Origin of the sequence: Pseudomonas sp. PDM19 (genome assembly GCF_014852215.1) — a bacterium.
Lineage (GTDB): Bacteria > Pseudomonadota > Gammaproteobacteria > Pseudomonadales > Pseudomonadaceae > Pseudomonas.
The window spans coordinates 647468-660586 of record NZ_JACVBG010000002.1 but is presented as its reverse complement, the minus strand read 5'-3'; the positions used below and the strand labels follow the sequence as shown (position 1 = coordinate 660586).

Genomic DNA, 13119 nt, shown 5'->3' with positions numbered 1-13119 from the left:
CCTCCATAGTGACTTCGCAGGGCCCGATCCGTAAGGTCGGGCCCTTTCTTCGCGCCGAATTCACCTGCGATTGAACCCGGCGCCGCCAATTAAGGCCTAATATGCGTCATAACTCCGCGATCAGTCGAATCAGCATGAAGCGATTTTTGCCCCGTACCGCCCTGTTGTTCATCCTCGGCGCCACCGCCTTTTCCTCGTTCGCGGCGACCACCAGCCCGAACGTCTGGGACGGCCTGCAGCCCGACCGGGATCAAGTGATCGCCAGCCTCAACATCGTTGAGCTACTCAAGCGCCATCACTACAACAAGCCGCCGCTGAACGACGAGCGCTCGGCGAAAATCTACGACAGCTACCTGAAGACACTCGACCCGGCGCGCATGTACTTCACCGCCGCCGACATCGACCAGTTCGCGCCCTGGCGCACCCAGTTCGACGACTTCCTGAAAAGCGGCGAACTGGAGCCCGGCTTCACCATCTACAAGCGTCACCTCGACCGCCTGAAGGAGCGCCTGGACTTCGCCCTGGCCACCCTGAACAAGGGCGTCGACAAGATGGACTTCAACACCGACGAATCGCTGGAAATCGACCGCGAGAAATCGCCCTGGGCGAAAGACAGCGCCGCGCTCGACGACCTGTGGCGCAAGAAGGTGAAGGACGAAGTCCTGCGCCTGAAGATCGCCGGCAAGGACAACAAGGCCATCCAGGAGCAGCTGACCAAGCGCTACAAGAACCAGCTGATGCGCCTGGAGCAGACCCGCAGCGAAGACATCTTCCAGGCCTACATCAACGCCTTCGCCCAGACCTACGATCCGCACACCCAGTACCTGTCGCCGGACAGCGCGGAAAACTTCGACATCAACATGTCTCTCTCGCTGGAAGGCATCGGCGCCGTACTGCAGAGCGACAACGACTACGTCAAGGTCGTGCGCCTGGTACCGGCCGGCCCCGCCGAGAAGAGCAAGCAGATCGCCACCTCCGACAAGATCATCGGCGTCGCCCAGGGCAAGGGCGAGATGGTCGACGTGGTCGGCTGGCGTCTGGATGAAGTGGTCAAGCTGATCCGCGGCCCGAAAGGCTCGCAGGTCCGTCTGGAAGTGATCCCGTCGACCAACGCGCCGAACGACCAGACCAGCAAGATCGTCACCATCACCCGCGAGGCGGTGAAGCTGGAAGACCAGGCGGCGAAGAAGTCGGAAATCACCATCGACCACGAAGGCAAGAACTACAAGCTGGGCATCATCGACGTGCCCGCGTTCTACCTCGACTTCAAGGCCTACCGCGCTGGCGACCCGGACTACAAGTCCACCACCCGCGACGTGAAGAAGCTCATCGCCGAACTGCAGAAGGACAAGGTCGACGGTATCGTCATCGACCTGCGCAACAACGGCGGCGGCTCCCTGCAGGAAGCCACCGAGCTGACCGGCCTGTTCATCGACCAGGGTCCGACCGTGCTGGTGCGCAACAGCGACGGCCGTGTCGACGTGCTCAACGATGACGAGGGCAAGGCCTTCTACACCGGCCCGATGACCGTGCTGGTCAACCGCCTGTCCGCCTCGGCTTCGGAGATCTTCGCCGGCGCCATGCAGGACTACCACCGCGCGCTCATCGTCGGTGGCCAGACCTTCGGCAAGGGCACCGTGCAGACCATCCAGCCGCTCAACCATGGCGAGCTGAAGCTGACCCTGGCCAAGTTCTACCGCGTCTCCGGCCAGAGCACCCAGCACCAGGGCGTGATCCCGGACATCGCCTACCCGTCCATCGTCGACGACAAGGAAATCGGCGAGAGCGCCCTGCCCGACTCCATGCCGTGGGACACCATCAAGCCCGCGCTGAAGGCCCAGGCCGATCCGTTCAAGCCGTTCCTCGACCAGCTGCGCACCCGCCACGACGCGCGCACCGAGCACAACGCGGACTTCGTCTATGCCCGCGAGCGTCTCGCCCTGGCCCAGGAGCTGATGAAGGAGAAGACTGTCAGCCTCAACGAAGCCAAGCGTCGTGCCCAGCAGACCAGCATCGAGAATCGCCAGCTGACCATGGAGAACGCCCTGCGCAAATCCAAGGGCCAGGAGCCGCTCAAGGAGCTGAAGAAGGAAGACGAGAACGCCCTGCCGGAAGAGGACAAGACCAAGCCGCAGGACGACGCCTACCTCACCGAATCCGGGCACATCCTGATCGATTACCTGAATCTGGACTCCCAGGTCGCCAAACACTGATCGGATGTAATCAAACAGTCATGACGCTGTCGTGAAATGCACAGGGCCGGGAAACCGGCCCTTTTGCTTTTTACAGCCACCGAGAACCGTCATGACCGTCACCGAGCAGTTGAGCGCGCTGGACCAGATCCTCGCTCACGGCGACCTGCACTGCCTGTTCCAACCCATCCTGTCGCTTTCGGAAAGGCGCCTGGTGGGCTATGAAGCGCTTACCCGCGGCCCGTCCAATGGCCCCCTGCACTCGCCCCTGCCGCTGTTCAGTATCGCCCGCAGCAGCGGCCGCCTCAGCCAGCTGGAGCTGCTCTGCCGACGCAAGGCCTGCGCACGCTTCCGCGACCTGAAGCTGGAGGGCAAGCTGTTCCTCAACGTGTCCCCGGAGTCCCTGCTGGAACCGACCCACCAGCCCGGCCGCACGTTGCAGTTGCTGCAGACCTTCGGCATCTCGCCCAGCGACGTGGTGATCGAGCTGACCGAGCAGACCCCCATCGAGGACTTCAGCCTCCTCGACACCGCGCTGCACCACTACCGCGCCATGGGCTTCTCCATTGCGCTGGACGACCTGGGCGCCGGCTATTCCAGCCTGCGCCTGTGGTCCGAGCTGCGCCCCGACTACGTGAAGATCGACCGTCACTTCATCGAAGGCATCCACCTGGATGCGGTGAAGCGCGAGTTCGTCGGCTCGATCCTGAAGATGGCCCACGCCTCCCGCGCCCAGGTGATTGCCGAAGGCATCGAGATTCCGGAAGAGCTGGCGGTGCTCTCGGAGATGGGCGTGGACCTGGTGCAGGGCTACCTGCTCGGCCGCCCCAACGAAACTCCGCCGCGCGATGCGCGCGCCCTGCTGCCGGAAGTGGACAACGCCGGCGCACTGCTCGCCGAGGATCAGTCCGATCTCGAACCGCTGCTGCTGGAGCAACCGGCCGTGCGCGACAGCACGCCCATCGGCGATGTGCTGGAAGCCTTCCGCGCCCAGGCCAACCTGAACTCCCTGGCCGTGCTGGACCGCGATGACCAGCCGGTGGGCATTGTCCACCGGCACGCGCTGGCCGACGCGCTGCTCAAGCCCTTCGCGCCGGAGCTGTATGCACGCAAGCCGATCAGCCGGTTGATGAGCGACGACTTCCTCGCCGTGGAGCGTAGCCAGTCGCTGCAGCAGGTCAGCCGCCTGCTCACCAGTCGTGCGCGGCAGCGCATCGAGGAAGACTTCATCATCACCCTGAACGGCCGCTACCTCGGCCTGGGTCGGGTGATCGACGTGCTCAAGCTGATTACCGAGCAGAAGATCCGCCAGGCCCGGCATGCCAACCCACTGACCCTGTTGCCGGGTAACGTGCCCATCCAGCAGTGCCTGGCGCGCCTGCTGCAACAGGGCCGCGAGGCCGTGGTGTGCTACGTCGACATCGACAGCTTCAAGCCCTTCAACGATCTCTACGGCTACGCGCGCGGCGACGAAGTCCTGCTGTGCCTGGCGCAGTGCCTGGGCGAGCGGGTGGACCCGACGCGAGACTTCGTCGGCCACATCGGCGGCGACGACTTCATGCTGGTGCTGGGCACGCAGGACTGGCGCGAACGCCTCAATCACCTGCTGGAGGATTTCCAGGGACAGTGCCGGCGCTTCTATAGCCGCGAGCACCTGGACGCAGGCTGCTTCGTCGCACACAACCGCCAGGGGCGGCGCGAGGAATATCCCTTGCTGTCACTGTCGATTGGCGTGGTGCACGTGAAGAGCGGCGCCGGGCAGCGCCTGGATGCCAGCCAGTTGGCCGGGCTGGCCTCGGAGGCCAAGCGCCACGCGAAGAACATGCCCGGCTACAGCCTGCACATCCTCACGGCCGAGTGAATCAGAGGCCCAGCTCTCGGGCGCGCGTTTCGTAGTGCTCGGCCTGGGCATCATCGGGCTCCAGCCCGGGGCCGCCGCTGCGATACAACTCGCCGAGCTTGCGCGCCGCCAGCGGGTGGCCCGCCTCGGCTGCCTGGCCCCAGTAACGCGCGGCTTCCTGCGCATCAGCGGCATGGCGGGTATCACCCTTGAGCGCTTGCACACCTACCTGGTAGGCCGCCTTGTGGTCGCCCTCTGCCGCAGCGAGACGCAGCAGACGCAACCCTTCCTCGCGAGCGCCAAAACCCTGTCCGCGGAACAGCAGCAGATGTCCGTAGAAGCTCTGCGCCCCAACATCTCCCAGAGCGGCCATGCGCGAAAACTGGCCCTGCATCCAGGCCCAGGAACGCGGCTGGCGAACCATCCACGGCCAGCCCATCAGGCGTCGCGCCAGGGCGTAACTCAACCGCGCTCGCAGGCGCCAGAACAGCTCGCGGGGTGTCGCCACGTCAGAGTTCCTCGGGGTACTCGAACTCGAACACGCGCGCGACTTCCGCCGCATGCCAGCCGGCGGCAGCGGGGCCGTCCGGGGCGCCGGAGAAACGCCCCAGGCGCTCGACATACTCGAAGAAACCGGTACGCGGCAGGCGGCTGGCGCCCTGGCTGATCACCAGCGAGCTGCGCAGCGGACGACCACCGCGGGCATCCAGCGCAGCCAGGTGTTCCAGCGCGGCGGTCAGCACGGTCATCGCCGGGGTCGGCAGTTGCAGGCGCTCGATCAGCGCGCGGTAGGTGAGCAGATGGCGTTGGCGGCGAGCATCTTCCAGCTCGCCGAGCAGGCCTTCCCAATGCTTGCGACTGATCTGCACGCTCAAGAAGCGGACTCCCCAGTGCTCAGGGCACGACGCAGGCCATGCTGGATGGCGTCGCTGGCTTCGCGCTCGCCGTTCTCGATCTGTCCCAGGTAGGACGGGCTGATACCCACCGAACGCGCCAGCGTCTCAATGGATAAGCCTCGGGCTTCACGCAGTGTTTTCCAGTCCGGCTTCTCGTCGAGTGCCGGGGCGGCAACGGGTTTGACGACCTGGGCGACACCACGGCCGGCGGCAGCCAGCAGGGCCTGGTATTCGGCCCAGGGAACCACGGCGTACTCCGCTTCGCCGTCACGCATGATGACTTGAACGTTCATGACAACACTCCTTGCAGGCGGCCATCTTAACAGCCTGATGCGCGCCTGTGCCGGCTATACTGCGCAGCGCCTCTCGCCACCAGACATGGGGACCGACTTGCAGCGCCTCCTTCCATTCTGCCTATGCCTGGCCAGCGCACTGTGTGGCGCCGAGGAACTGCGCTGGGGCTATTCGCCAAGCAACGGCATGCCCTACGCAGAAAGTATCGACCATGAATTGGCACCTGGCTTCATTCGCGATCTGGGCGAAAGCGTCGGACAGCGCCTGGGGCTCGAGGTTCGCTTCGTGGAAACGCCGGACAAGCGCGCAGAACCAGCGCTCGCCCAGGGTGCGATCCATCTGCTGTGCATCAACAATCCGCAGTGGATGAAGGCGCCGGAGAAGCTGCACTGGTCGCCGAGTCTGTTCGAGGAAGAGGATGCCCTGGCCCAGCGTGCGGACGCGCCGCCGGTGGAAAACCTCGCGCAGCTGCACGGCATCCGCATCGGCACCAGCCTGGGGTATGTGTACCCCGCCCCGCTGATGCAGGCCTTCGCCGAAGGCCGGGTGAAACGCGCCGACGTGCGCGACCTGGATACCCGCCTGCACATGCTCGAAGCCCATCGCCTGGACGCACTGATCGAGATGCGCCGCCCGCTGGAATTCCTCCTCGCACAGCACCATGAACTGCCCGTGGCGATCAACAGCAGCAATGTGCAGCGCTACTCCATCTACTGCTCGTACGGCCCGGCGCTGCCGCTACCCGCCGAGCGACTGGACGCCGTGCTGCAGGCGATGGTGAATGACGGCTCGATCCAGCGCCTGCTTGGCGAACAGACGGCGCGGCTGGGTCAGAGGCGCTGAATCGCTTCGGGCGGCGGGAGTTGCTTCAGGGCTTCGCGGGTTTCCACGCCTTGCGCATCGCGCCAGACCTTGAAGGCATCGATCTCCGATTGCCAGCGACGAATCACCCAGGCCAGCACCGCCAGGTCATCGAGAAAACCGACGCCCAGCAGCCAGTCAGGCACCAGGTCCACCGGCGAGAGGAAGTACAACAGCGCCGCCACCACCGAGACCAGCGCCTGGGAACTGATGCCACGGTAATCGCCGCGCACCCAGGCCACCAGCAACTCCTGCAGCAGCTTCAGGTCGGTCTTGGCCAGCTTCACCCGGCCACTCTTGCGCGACACCGCAAACAGCAGCGCCGGCAATCTCCCACCAGCGATGAAACGGCTGGCGAGCTTCAGGAAACGGTCAAATCCCGGAGGCTTTTTCATCGACTCACCTCGATAGGAAGATTCGTACAGGGCTGGTTAAGGTTATCCACCTTTCCTGTGGATAACTCTGTTGAAAGCCACCCCCCACATCGCCAAAACGCCCGAGCCACGAGGCCTGCAGACAGATCGGCGATTTTTTGTTCAGCCCTGTAAATGCGTTAAAAATCATGCAGTTGCGGCTAAGCGATGGGCCCGCCAATGTCAAGGGGAGGACATTGTTTCATCTGCGTCAAATATGTGCATAAGGGTAACACCGGCCCCAAGGTTACTCCCTTTCAGACCCGGCGGTCAGCGCAGCGTTCCAGAGCGCTTCCAGCACAAATGAAAACGCCCCGTGGGTAACGGGGCGTTTTCTCTGGTACGAAGGTACTCAGTTACTGCTTGGGCGCTTCCGCGGCCGGGGCAGGAGCTTCGGCTTCAGGCTGGTTCGGGTCCTTGATGGCCAGCAGTTCCAGGTCGAACACCAGGACCGAGTTGGCCGGGATGGTCGGGCTCGGGCTCTGGGCGCCGTAGGCCAGCTCGCTCGGGATGAAGAGCTTGATCTTCTCGCCGACGTGCATCAGTTGCAGGGCTTCGACCCAACCCGGAATCACGCCGCCAACCGGCAGGTCGATCGGGCTGCCACGCTGGATGGAGCTGTCGAAGACCGTACCATCGACCAGCTTGCCTTCGTAGTGAACGGTGACGACGTCGGTGGCCTTGGGCTGCGCGCCGTCGGCTTTCTTCACGACTTCATACTGCAGGCCGGACTTGGTGGTGACCACGCCCTCACGCTTGCCGTTTTCCTCGAGGAACTTCTTGCCGGCTTCCAGGGCCTCGGAATTCTTCTTGGCGACCTGCTCTTCAGCGCGCTTCTGCAGGGCGGTGAAGGCTTCAGTCAGCTCTTCGTCGGTCAGCTTCTGCTTCTGCTTGCCGACGGCGTCTTCGATACCCAGGGCGACGGCTTTCGAATCCAGGTCATTCATGCCTTCCTGGGCGAGGCTCTTGCCCATGTTCAGGCCGATGCCGTAGGAGGCTTTCTGCGCAGGAGTCTTGAGTTCCACTTCGGCGGCCTGTTTGTCGCAGCCCGCGAGAACCAGGCCGACCAGCGCGATCGCTGCCGCCAACCGATGTTGTTTCATGCTGAATCCTTGTCTTTGCGCCGTCATGGCTGAAGTAATGAAGCCGCGAGCTTATCAGGCGCTCGTGGCCAGTGGCTATGGGCAATAGGAACCACTGCCGGGGGAGAAGTTCCCACAGCAAACTTATAAGAAAATTAACAGGATAAGTCAGACGGGCAGCACGGAATCGCTGTGATCGAAACGGGCAACTTTCGACGGGAAGCTTCGCAGGAAAGCCAATTGCAGATAAAAAGGCAGGCAAAGAAAAAGCCCTCAGATATTGCTACCTGAGGGCTTTTCGAATTGTGGCGCAGCGGACGGGACTCGAACCCGCGACCCCCGGCGTGACAGGCCGGTATTCTAACCGACTGAACTACCGCTGCGTCGGACCTCGAGTGGTGGGTGATGACGGGATCGAACCGCCGACCCTCTGCTTGTAAGGCAGATGCTCTCCCGGCTGAGCTAATCACCCTTCGTCTCGAAGTGGGGCGCATTCTACGGAGGACATTGATACCTGGCAAGCCCCCCGATGAAAAAAATTTTCAGATGTTCCAAAGGCTTAGATGAAGAGTGCGAATGACGAAACGGGGTTGGCCTGAACCGCGCCGAACGGAATAATGCACCCTTTGTGTCCAGGAGTTAGCCCCTCATGTGGTTCCGCAACCTGCTCGTATACCGCCTCACCCAGGATCTGCAGATCGACGCCGATGCCCTGGAGAAAGCCCTGGCCAGCAAGCCGGCGCGCTCCTGCGCCAGCCAGGAACTGACCACCTACGGTTTCTCCGCGCCTTTCGGCAAGGGCCCGGACGCCCCGCTGGTGCATGCCAGCGAGGGCTTCTTCCTGGTCAGCGCGCGCAAGGAAGAGCGCATCCTCCCCGGCAGCGTCGTGCGTGACGCGCTCAAGGAGAAGGTCGACGAGATCGAAGCTGCGCAGATGCGCAAGGTCTACAAGAAGGAACGCGACCAGCTCAAGGACGAGATCGTCCAGACCCTCCTGCCGCGCGCCTTCATCCGCCGTTCGGTGACCTTCGCCGCCATCGCCCCGAGCCTCGGCCTGATCCTGGTCGACACCTCCAGCGCGAAGAAGGCCGAAGACCTGCTGTCGACCCTGCGCGAAGCCCTGGGCTCGCTGCCGGTTCGCCCGCTGACCGTGAAGACCGCGCCGACCGCCACCCTGACCGACTGGGTGAAGACCCAGGAAGCCGCCGGCGACTTCTTCGTCCTCGATGAGTGCGAGCTGCGTGATACCCACGAAGACGGCGGTGTGGTGCGCTGCAAGCGCCAGGACCTGACCAGCGAGGAAATCCAGCTGCACCTGACCTCCGGCAAGCTGGTCACCCAGCTGTCCCTGGCCTGGTCGGACAAGCTGTCCTTCGTCCTCGACGACAAGGTCGCGATCAAGCGCCTGCGCTTCGAAGACATGCTGCAGGAGAAGGCTGAACAGGACGGCGGCGAAGATGCCCTCGGCCAGCTCGACGCCAGCTTCACCCTGATGATGCTGACCTTCGCCGAGTTCATCCCGGCGCTGATCGAAGCACTCGGTGGCGAGGCGATGCCCGAAGGCATCTGATGCCCCGGCAGGCGCCGCGTCCGCGCGGCGCCTGACAACACAACAAGGCCCACATAAAAAGAAGGACGGCCCATGCGTGCTCTCATCCTGCTCAGCCGCTTCATGGGCAACACCTTCGCCCTCTGGGTGCTGCTCTTCGCCATCCTGGCGTTCTTCGTTCCCTCCCTGTTCACCCCGCTCACCGTCGCCATCGTGCCCATGCTCGGCGTGGTGATGTTCGGCATGGGCCTGACGCTCAAGGTCGAGGACTTCGCCGAAGTCGCCCGACATCCCTGGCGCGTCACCCTCGGGGTGATTGCCCATTTCGTCATCATGCCCGGCATGGCCTGGCTGCTCTGCCAACTGATGCACCTGCCGCCGGAAATCGCCGTCGGCGTCATCCTGGTCGGCTGCTGCCCCAGCGGCACCGCGTCCAACGTAATGACCTGGCTGTCGCGCGGTGACCTGGCGCTGTCGGTGGCCATCGCGGGCGTGACCACCCTCCTCGCCCCGCTGCTCACCCCGGCACTGATCTGGCTGCTGGCCTCGGCGTGGCTGCCGGTCTCCTTCGGCGCACTGTTCTGGTCGATCCTGCAGGTCGTCGTGGTGCCCATCGTCCTAGGCCTCGCTGCCCAGCGCCTGCTCGGCGCGCGGGTGCGTCACGTGGTGGACGTGCTACCGCTGATTTCGGTGATATCCATCGTGATCATCGTCGCCGCCGTGGTCGCCGCCAGCCAGGCGAAGATCGCCGAATCCGGCCTGCTGATCATGGCCGTGGTGATCCTGCACAATGGCTTCGGCTTCCTGCTCGGCTACTTCACCGCCAAGGTCTTCGGCCTGCCGCTGGCGCAGCGCAAGTCTCTGGCGCTGGAAGTCGGCATGCAGAACTCCGGCCTTGGCGCGGCCCTGGCCAGCGCACACTTCTCGCCGCTGGCGGCAGTGCCCAGCGCACTGTTCAGCGTCTGGCACAACATCTCCGGCGCGACGCTTTCCACCTGGTTCCGCCGCATGACCGACGAGCCATCGGTCCGGGAAAAAGCCCCGCAATAGGGCAGAAAACCGGCGCCGGCTTGCCCGGCGCACCGGTTTTGTGCAAAATACTGCACATTGTGAGGACGACCTCACCACCTTCCGGTGCTCCAGCGGGGACGGCCCTCCATACCATCCACCGTCTGGAGAGCTCCATGTCCTGGATCATTCTGTTCGTCGCCGGCCTGTTCGAAGTCGCCTGGGCCGTCGGATTGAAATACACCGAAGGTTTCACCCGTCCGATACCGACCGCTCTGACCGTGCTGGCGATCATCACCAGCATGGGGCTGCTTGGCCTGGCCATGAGAAATCTGCCGCTGGGCACCGCCTACGCCATCTGGACCGGCGTCGGCGCAGTGGGCACCGTCATCGTCGGCATCGTGCTGTTCGGCGAGTCCATGGCGCCGGTACGCCTGCTCAGCGTTGCGCTGATCCTGTGCGGACTGGTCGGCCTGAAATTGAGCCACTGACGCTGTATCGGTTCTCGATACCGGCGGGCTGTCGCTTTCCCGAAAATTTGTCGGTATGCTGCGGGCCACTGTGTTTGCTTGGGTCACTGTGGCTCGTGACCAGGCGGGGCCACGCCCCGCCAACCGGCTTCGACTGCACCTTGCAACTCAGGACGAGCGCGGACTTTTCCGCAAAACAATATTCAATTGTTCAAGGTGTATTTCCATGTCGAATCGTCAGACCGGCACCGTCAAGTGGTTCAATGACGCCAAGGGCTTCGGCTTCATCACTCCGGAAAGCGGCAACGATGTCTTCGTGCACTTCCGCTCCATCCAGGGCACCGGCTTCAAATCGCTGCAGGAAGGCCAGAAGGTCTCCTTCGTTGTGGTTGAAGGCCAGAAGGGCCTGCAGGCTGACGAAGTTCAGGTTATCTGAACCGCGACACGCCCATGAAAAAGCCCCGGCATTGCCGGGGCTTTTTCTTTGTGGCGAGAACGATCAGCGCGCCGCACCCCGCAGCACGGCGACCTGCTCCTGCAGCGCCAGCCGCTGGGCATCCTCCGGTGCCACCGGCTGGCCGGCCACCAGGCAGACCCGCGACCACAGGCGACGGAAGAAGCCCTTCTGCGGATCGCGGCTGAAGAAGCTGCCCCACAGCCCCTGCAGCGCCATCGGAATAACCGGCACCGGGGTCTCTTCGATGATGCGCTCCACGCCACCGCGGAACTCGTTCATCTCGCCGTCCAGGGTCAGCATGCCCTCGGGGAAGATGCACACCAACTCCCCTTCCCGCAGATACTCGGCGACCTTGGCGAAAGCCTTCTCGTAAGTCTCGGCGTCTTCGTTACGCCCGGCGATGGGCACCGCGCCCGCGGTGCGGAAGATGAAGTTGAGCACCGGGATGCGGAAGATCTTGTAGTACATGACGAAGCGCACCGGGCGACGCACGGAACCGGCGATCAGCAGCGCATCGACGAAGGACACGTGGTTGCACACCAGCACGGCCGGGCCTTCATCGGGGATGGCTTCGAGGTTGCGGTGGTCGACCCGGTACATCGAGTGGGTCAGCAGCCAGACCAGGAAGCGCATGGTGAACTCGGGAACGATCTTGAAGATGTACACGTTCACCGCGACGTTCATCAGCGAGAGCACGAGGAACAGTTCGGGGATCGACAGCTTCGCCACCGACAGCAGCAGGATCGAGACGATCGCCGCGACCACCATGAACAGCGCGTTGAGGATGTTGTTGGCGGCGATCACCCGTGCGCGCTTGTCCTCCTCGGTGCGTGCCTGGATCAGCGCGTACAGCGGCACGATGTAGAAGCCGCCGAAGATGCCGATGCCGAGGATATCCGCCAGCACCGCCCAGGACTGCGAATGCTCCAGCACCGCCAGCCAGTTGTAGGGCTGCTCGCCCTGCGGGAAGCCGCCCGAATGCCACCACAGCAGGATGCCGAACAGGCTCAGGCCGATGGAGCCGAAGGGCACCAGGCCGATCTCCACCTTTTTGCCGGAGAGCTTTTCGCAAAGCATCGAGCCCAGCGCGATACCGACCGAGAACACGGTGAGGATCAGCGTCACCACGCTCTCGTCGCCGTGCAGCAACTCCTTGGCATAGGTCGGGATCTGCGTCAGGTAGACCGCGCCGAGGAACCAGAACCAGGAGTTGCCCACCAGCGAGCGCGACACCGCCGGGCGCTGGCGCAGGCCGAGCAGGAGGATGCTCCAGGACTGGCGGAAGATGTTCCAGTCGACCTTCAGGTCCGGCAGTGCGGCGGCCGCCCGGGGGATATTGCGGCTGGCAAGGAAACCGCAGACGGCGACCAGCACCACCGCTATGCCGACGCCGGCGGCGTAGTCCTGCCGCGACATCAGCACGCCGGCGCCGATGGTGCCGCAGAGGATGGCGAGGAAGGTCCCCATTTCCACCAGGGCGTTGCCGCCGACCAGTTCGTCCTCGCGCAGGTGCTGCGGCAGGATCGAGTACTTCACCGGGCCGAACAGCGCCGAGTGGGTGCCCATGGCGAACAGCGCGAGGAACAGCAGCGGCAGGCTGCCGAACACGAAGCCCGCGGCGCCCACTGCCATGATCACGATCTCGGCCAGCTTCAGCGCGCGCATCAGCGCGTCCTTGTTGAACTTCTCGCCGAACTGTCCGCCCAGGGCAGAGAACAGGAAGAACGGCAGGATGAACAACAACGCGCAGAGGTTGACCAGCAGGTTGCGGTCACCGCCAACGGTGAGATGGTAGAGGATCGCCAGGATCAGCGACTGCTTGAAGATGTTGTCGTTGAACGCACCCAGCAGTTGGGTGATGAAGAAGGGCAGGAATCGCTTGGTGCCCAGCAGGGCGAATTGCGAGTGTTGAGACATCGTCCTTGTATACCTGCGTAGCGGCCTTGAGCCGGAATGACAGCACGGATATGACGGCAACAGCGTGAAGAAAAGCCACATTTCCCGCACAAATCCATTCGAACCGTGCAAACCGGGCAAGAAAAAACCCGTCGCGAAGG

General features: G+C 63.7%; 13 protein-coding genes and 2 tRNA genes. 7 read left to right on the top strand and 8 right to left on the bottom strand.

What is annotated here, in order from left to right; all coding sequences use genetic code 11:
• The first annotated feature begins 134 nt into the window (after positions 1 to 134).
• Both IB273_RS11420 and IB273_RS11415 read left to right on the top strand, forming a co-directional pair.
• Complete coding sequence (locus IB273_RS11420; protein WP_192224100.1) at positions 135 to 2213, top strand: carboxy terminal-processing peptidase; 2079 nt, start codon at positions 135 to 137, stop codon at positions 2211 to 2213.
• A gap of 91 nt (positions 2214 to 2304) precedes the next feature.
• Complete coding sequence (locus tag IB273_RS11415) at positions 2305 to 4053, top strand: bifunctional diguanylate cyclase/phosphodiesterase (protein ID WP_151187966.1); 1749 nt, start codon at positions 2305 to 2307, stop codon at positions 4051 to 4053.
• Position 4054: 1 nt separating this feature from the next.
• Here IB273_RS11415 and IB273_RS11410 read toward each other — a convergent pair whose 3' ends face one another.
• From IB273_RS11410 to IB273_RS11400, 3 genes are all read right to left on the bottom strand, one after another.
• A complete protein-coding gene (locus IB273_RS11410) occupies positions 4055 to 4471 on the bottom strand; it encodes a tetratricopeptide repeat protein (RefSeq protein ID WP_225594682.1) in 417 nt (138 codons plus the stop codon).
• A 70-nt stretch (positions 4472 to 4541) separates the two neighbouring features.
• Positions 4542 to 4907, bottom strand: coding sequence for a hypothetical protein (locus IB273_RS11405; protein WP_081520209.1), 366 nt, complete (start codon positions 4905 to 4907; stop codon positions 4542 to 4544).
• Entirely contained in the window at positions 4904 to 5221 is a 318-nt protein-coding gene (locus tag IB273_RS11400) for a helix-turn-helix domain-containing protein (RefSeq protein ID WP_192224099.1), read from the bottom strand. The genes IB273_RS11405 and IB273_RS11400 overlap by 4 nt, the downstream gene beginning before the upstream one ends.
• Positions 5222 to 5306: 85 nt before the next feature.
• Here IB273_RS11400 and IB273_RS11395 point away from each other — a divergent pair, with 85 nt between their 5' ends.
• Positions 5307 to 6065 carry a transporter substrate-binding domain-containing protein gene (locus IB273_RS11395; protein ID WP_192224511.1) on the top strand — a complete coding sequence of 253 codons (759 nt, stop codon included), beginning with the start codon at positions 5307 to 5309 and terminating at the stop codon, positions 6063 to 6065.
• Here the strand turns inward: IB273_RS11395 and IB273_RS11390 are convergent.
• The 4 genes from IB273_RS11390 to IB273_RS11375 all read right to left on the bottom strand — a co-directional run bounded on the left by IB273_RS11390 (position 6053) and on the right by IB273_RS11375 (position 8050).
• Positions 6053 to 6478, bottom strand: coding sequence for a YkvA family protein (locus tag IB273_RS11390; RefSeq protein WP_045210318.1), 426 nt, complete (start codon positions 6476 to 6478; stop codon positions 6053 to 6055). The genes IB273_RS11395 and IB273_RS11390 overlap by 13 nt on opposite strands.
• 374 nt (positions 6479 to 6852) lie before the next feature.
• Positions 6853 to 7599 (bottom strand): FKBP-type peptidyl-prolyl cis-trans isomerase, encoded by a 747-nt coding sequence (locus IB273_RS11385; RefSeq protein WP_081520206.1) that lies wholly within the window; start codon positions 7597 to 7599, stop codon positions 6853 to 6855.
• Positions 7600 to 7884: 285 nt separating this feature from the next.
• Positions 7885 to 7961: transfer RNA gene (locus IB273_RS11380), tRNA-Asp, on the bottom strand.
• Positions 7962 to 7974: 13 nt separating this feature from the next.
• Positions 7975 to 8050: transfer RNA gene (locus IB273_RS11375), tRNA-Val, on the bottom strand.
• A 177-nt stretch (positions 8051 to 8227) separates the two neighbouring features.
• On the opposite strand from IB273_RS11375, the gene rdgC reads away from it, so the two are divergent.
• The 4 genes from rdgC (at position 8228) to IB273_RS11355 (ending at position 11041) form a co-directional block, all read left to right on the top strand.
• Positions 8228 to 9148 carry a recombination-associated protein RdgC gene (gene rdgC / locus IB273_RS11370; RefSeq protein WP_017522054.1) on the top strand — a complete coding sequence of 307 codons (921 nt, stop codon included), beginning with the start codon at positions 8228 to 8230 and terminating at the stop codon, positions 9146 to 9148.
• A gap of 72 nt (positions 9149 to 9220) precedes the next feature.
• On the top strand, positions 9221 to 10177 hold the full coding sequence (locus IB273_RS11365) for a bile acid:sodium symporter family protein (RefSeq protein WP_081520205.1): 957 nt from the start codon (positions 9221 to 9223) through the stop codon (positions 10175 to 10177).
• Between the two features lie 134 nt (positions 10178 to 10311).
• Positions 10312 to 10626, top strand: a complete 315-nt coding sequence (gene sugE, locus IB273_RS11360) for a quaternary ammonium compound efflux SMR transporter SugE (protein WP_017522056.1) — start codon at positions 10312 to 10314, stop codon at positions 10624 to 10626.
• Positions 10627 to 10831: 205 nt separating this feature from the next.
• Positions 10832 to 11041 (top strand): cold-shock protein, encoded by a 210-nt coding sequence (locus IB273_RS11355; RefSeq protein WP_045210321.1) that lies wholly within the window; start codon positions 10832 to 10834, stop codon positions 11039 to 11041.
• A 63-nt stretch (positions 11042 to 11104) separates the two neighbouring features.
• On the opposite strand, the gene IB273_RS11350 is transcribed toward IB273_RS11355, so the two are convergent.
• Entirely contained in the window at positions 11105 to 12979 is a 1875-nt protein-coding gene (locus IB273_RS11350) for an MFS transporter (protein WP_081520204.1), read from the bottom strand.
• Between the last annotated feature and the right edge of the window lie 140 nt (positions 12980 to 13119).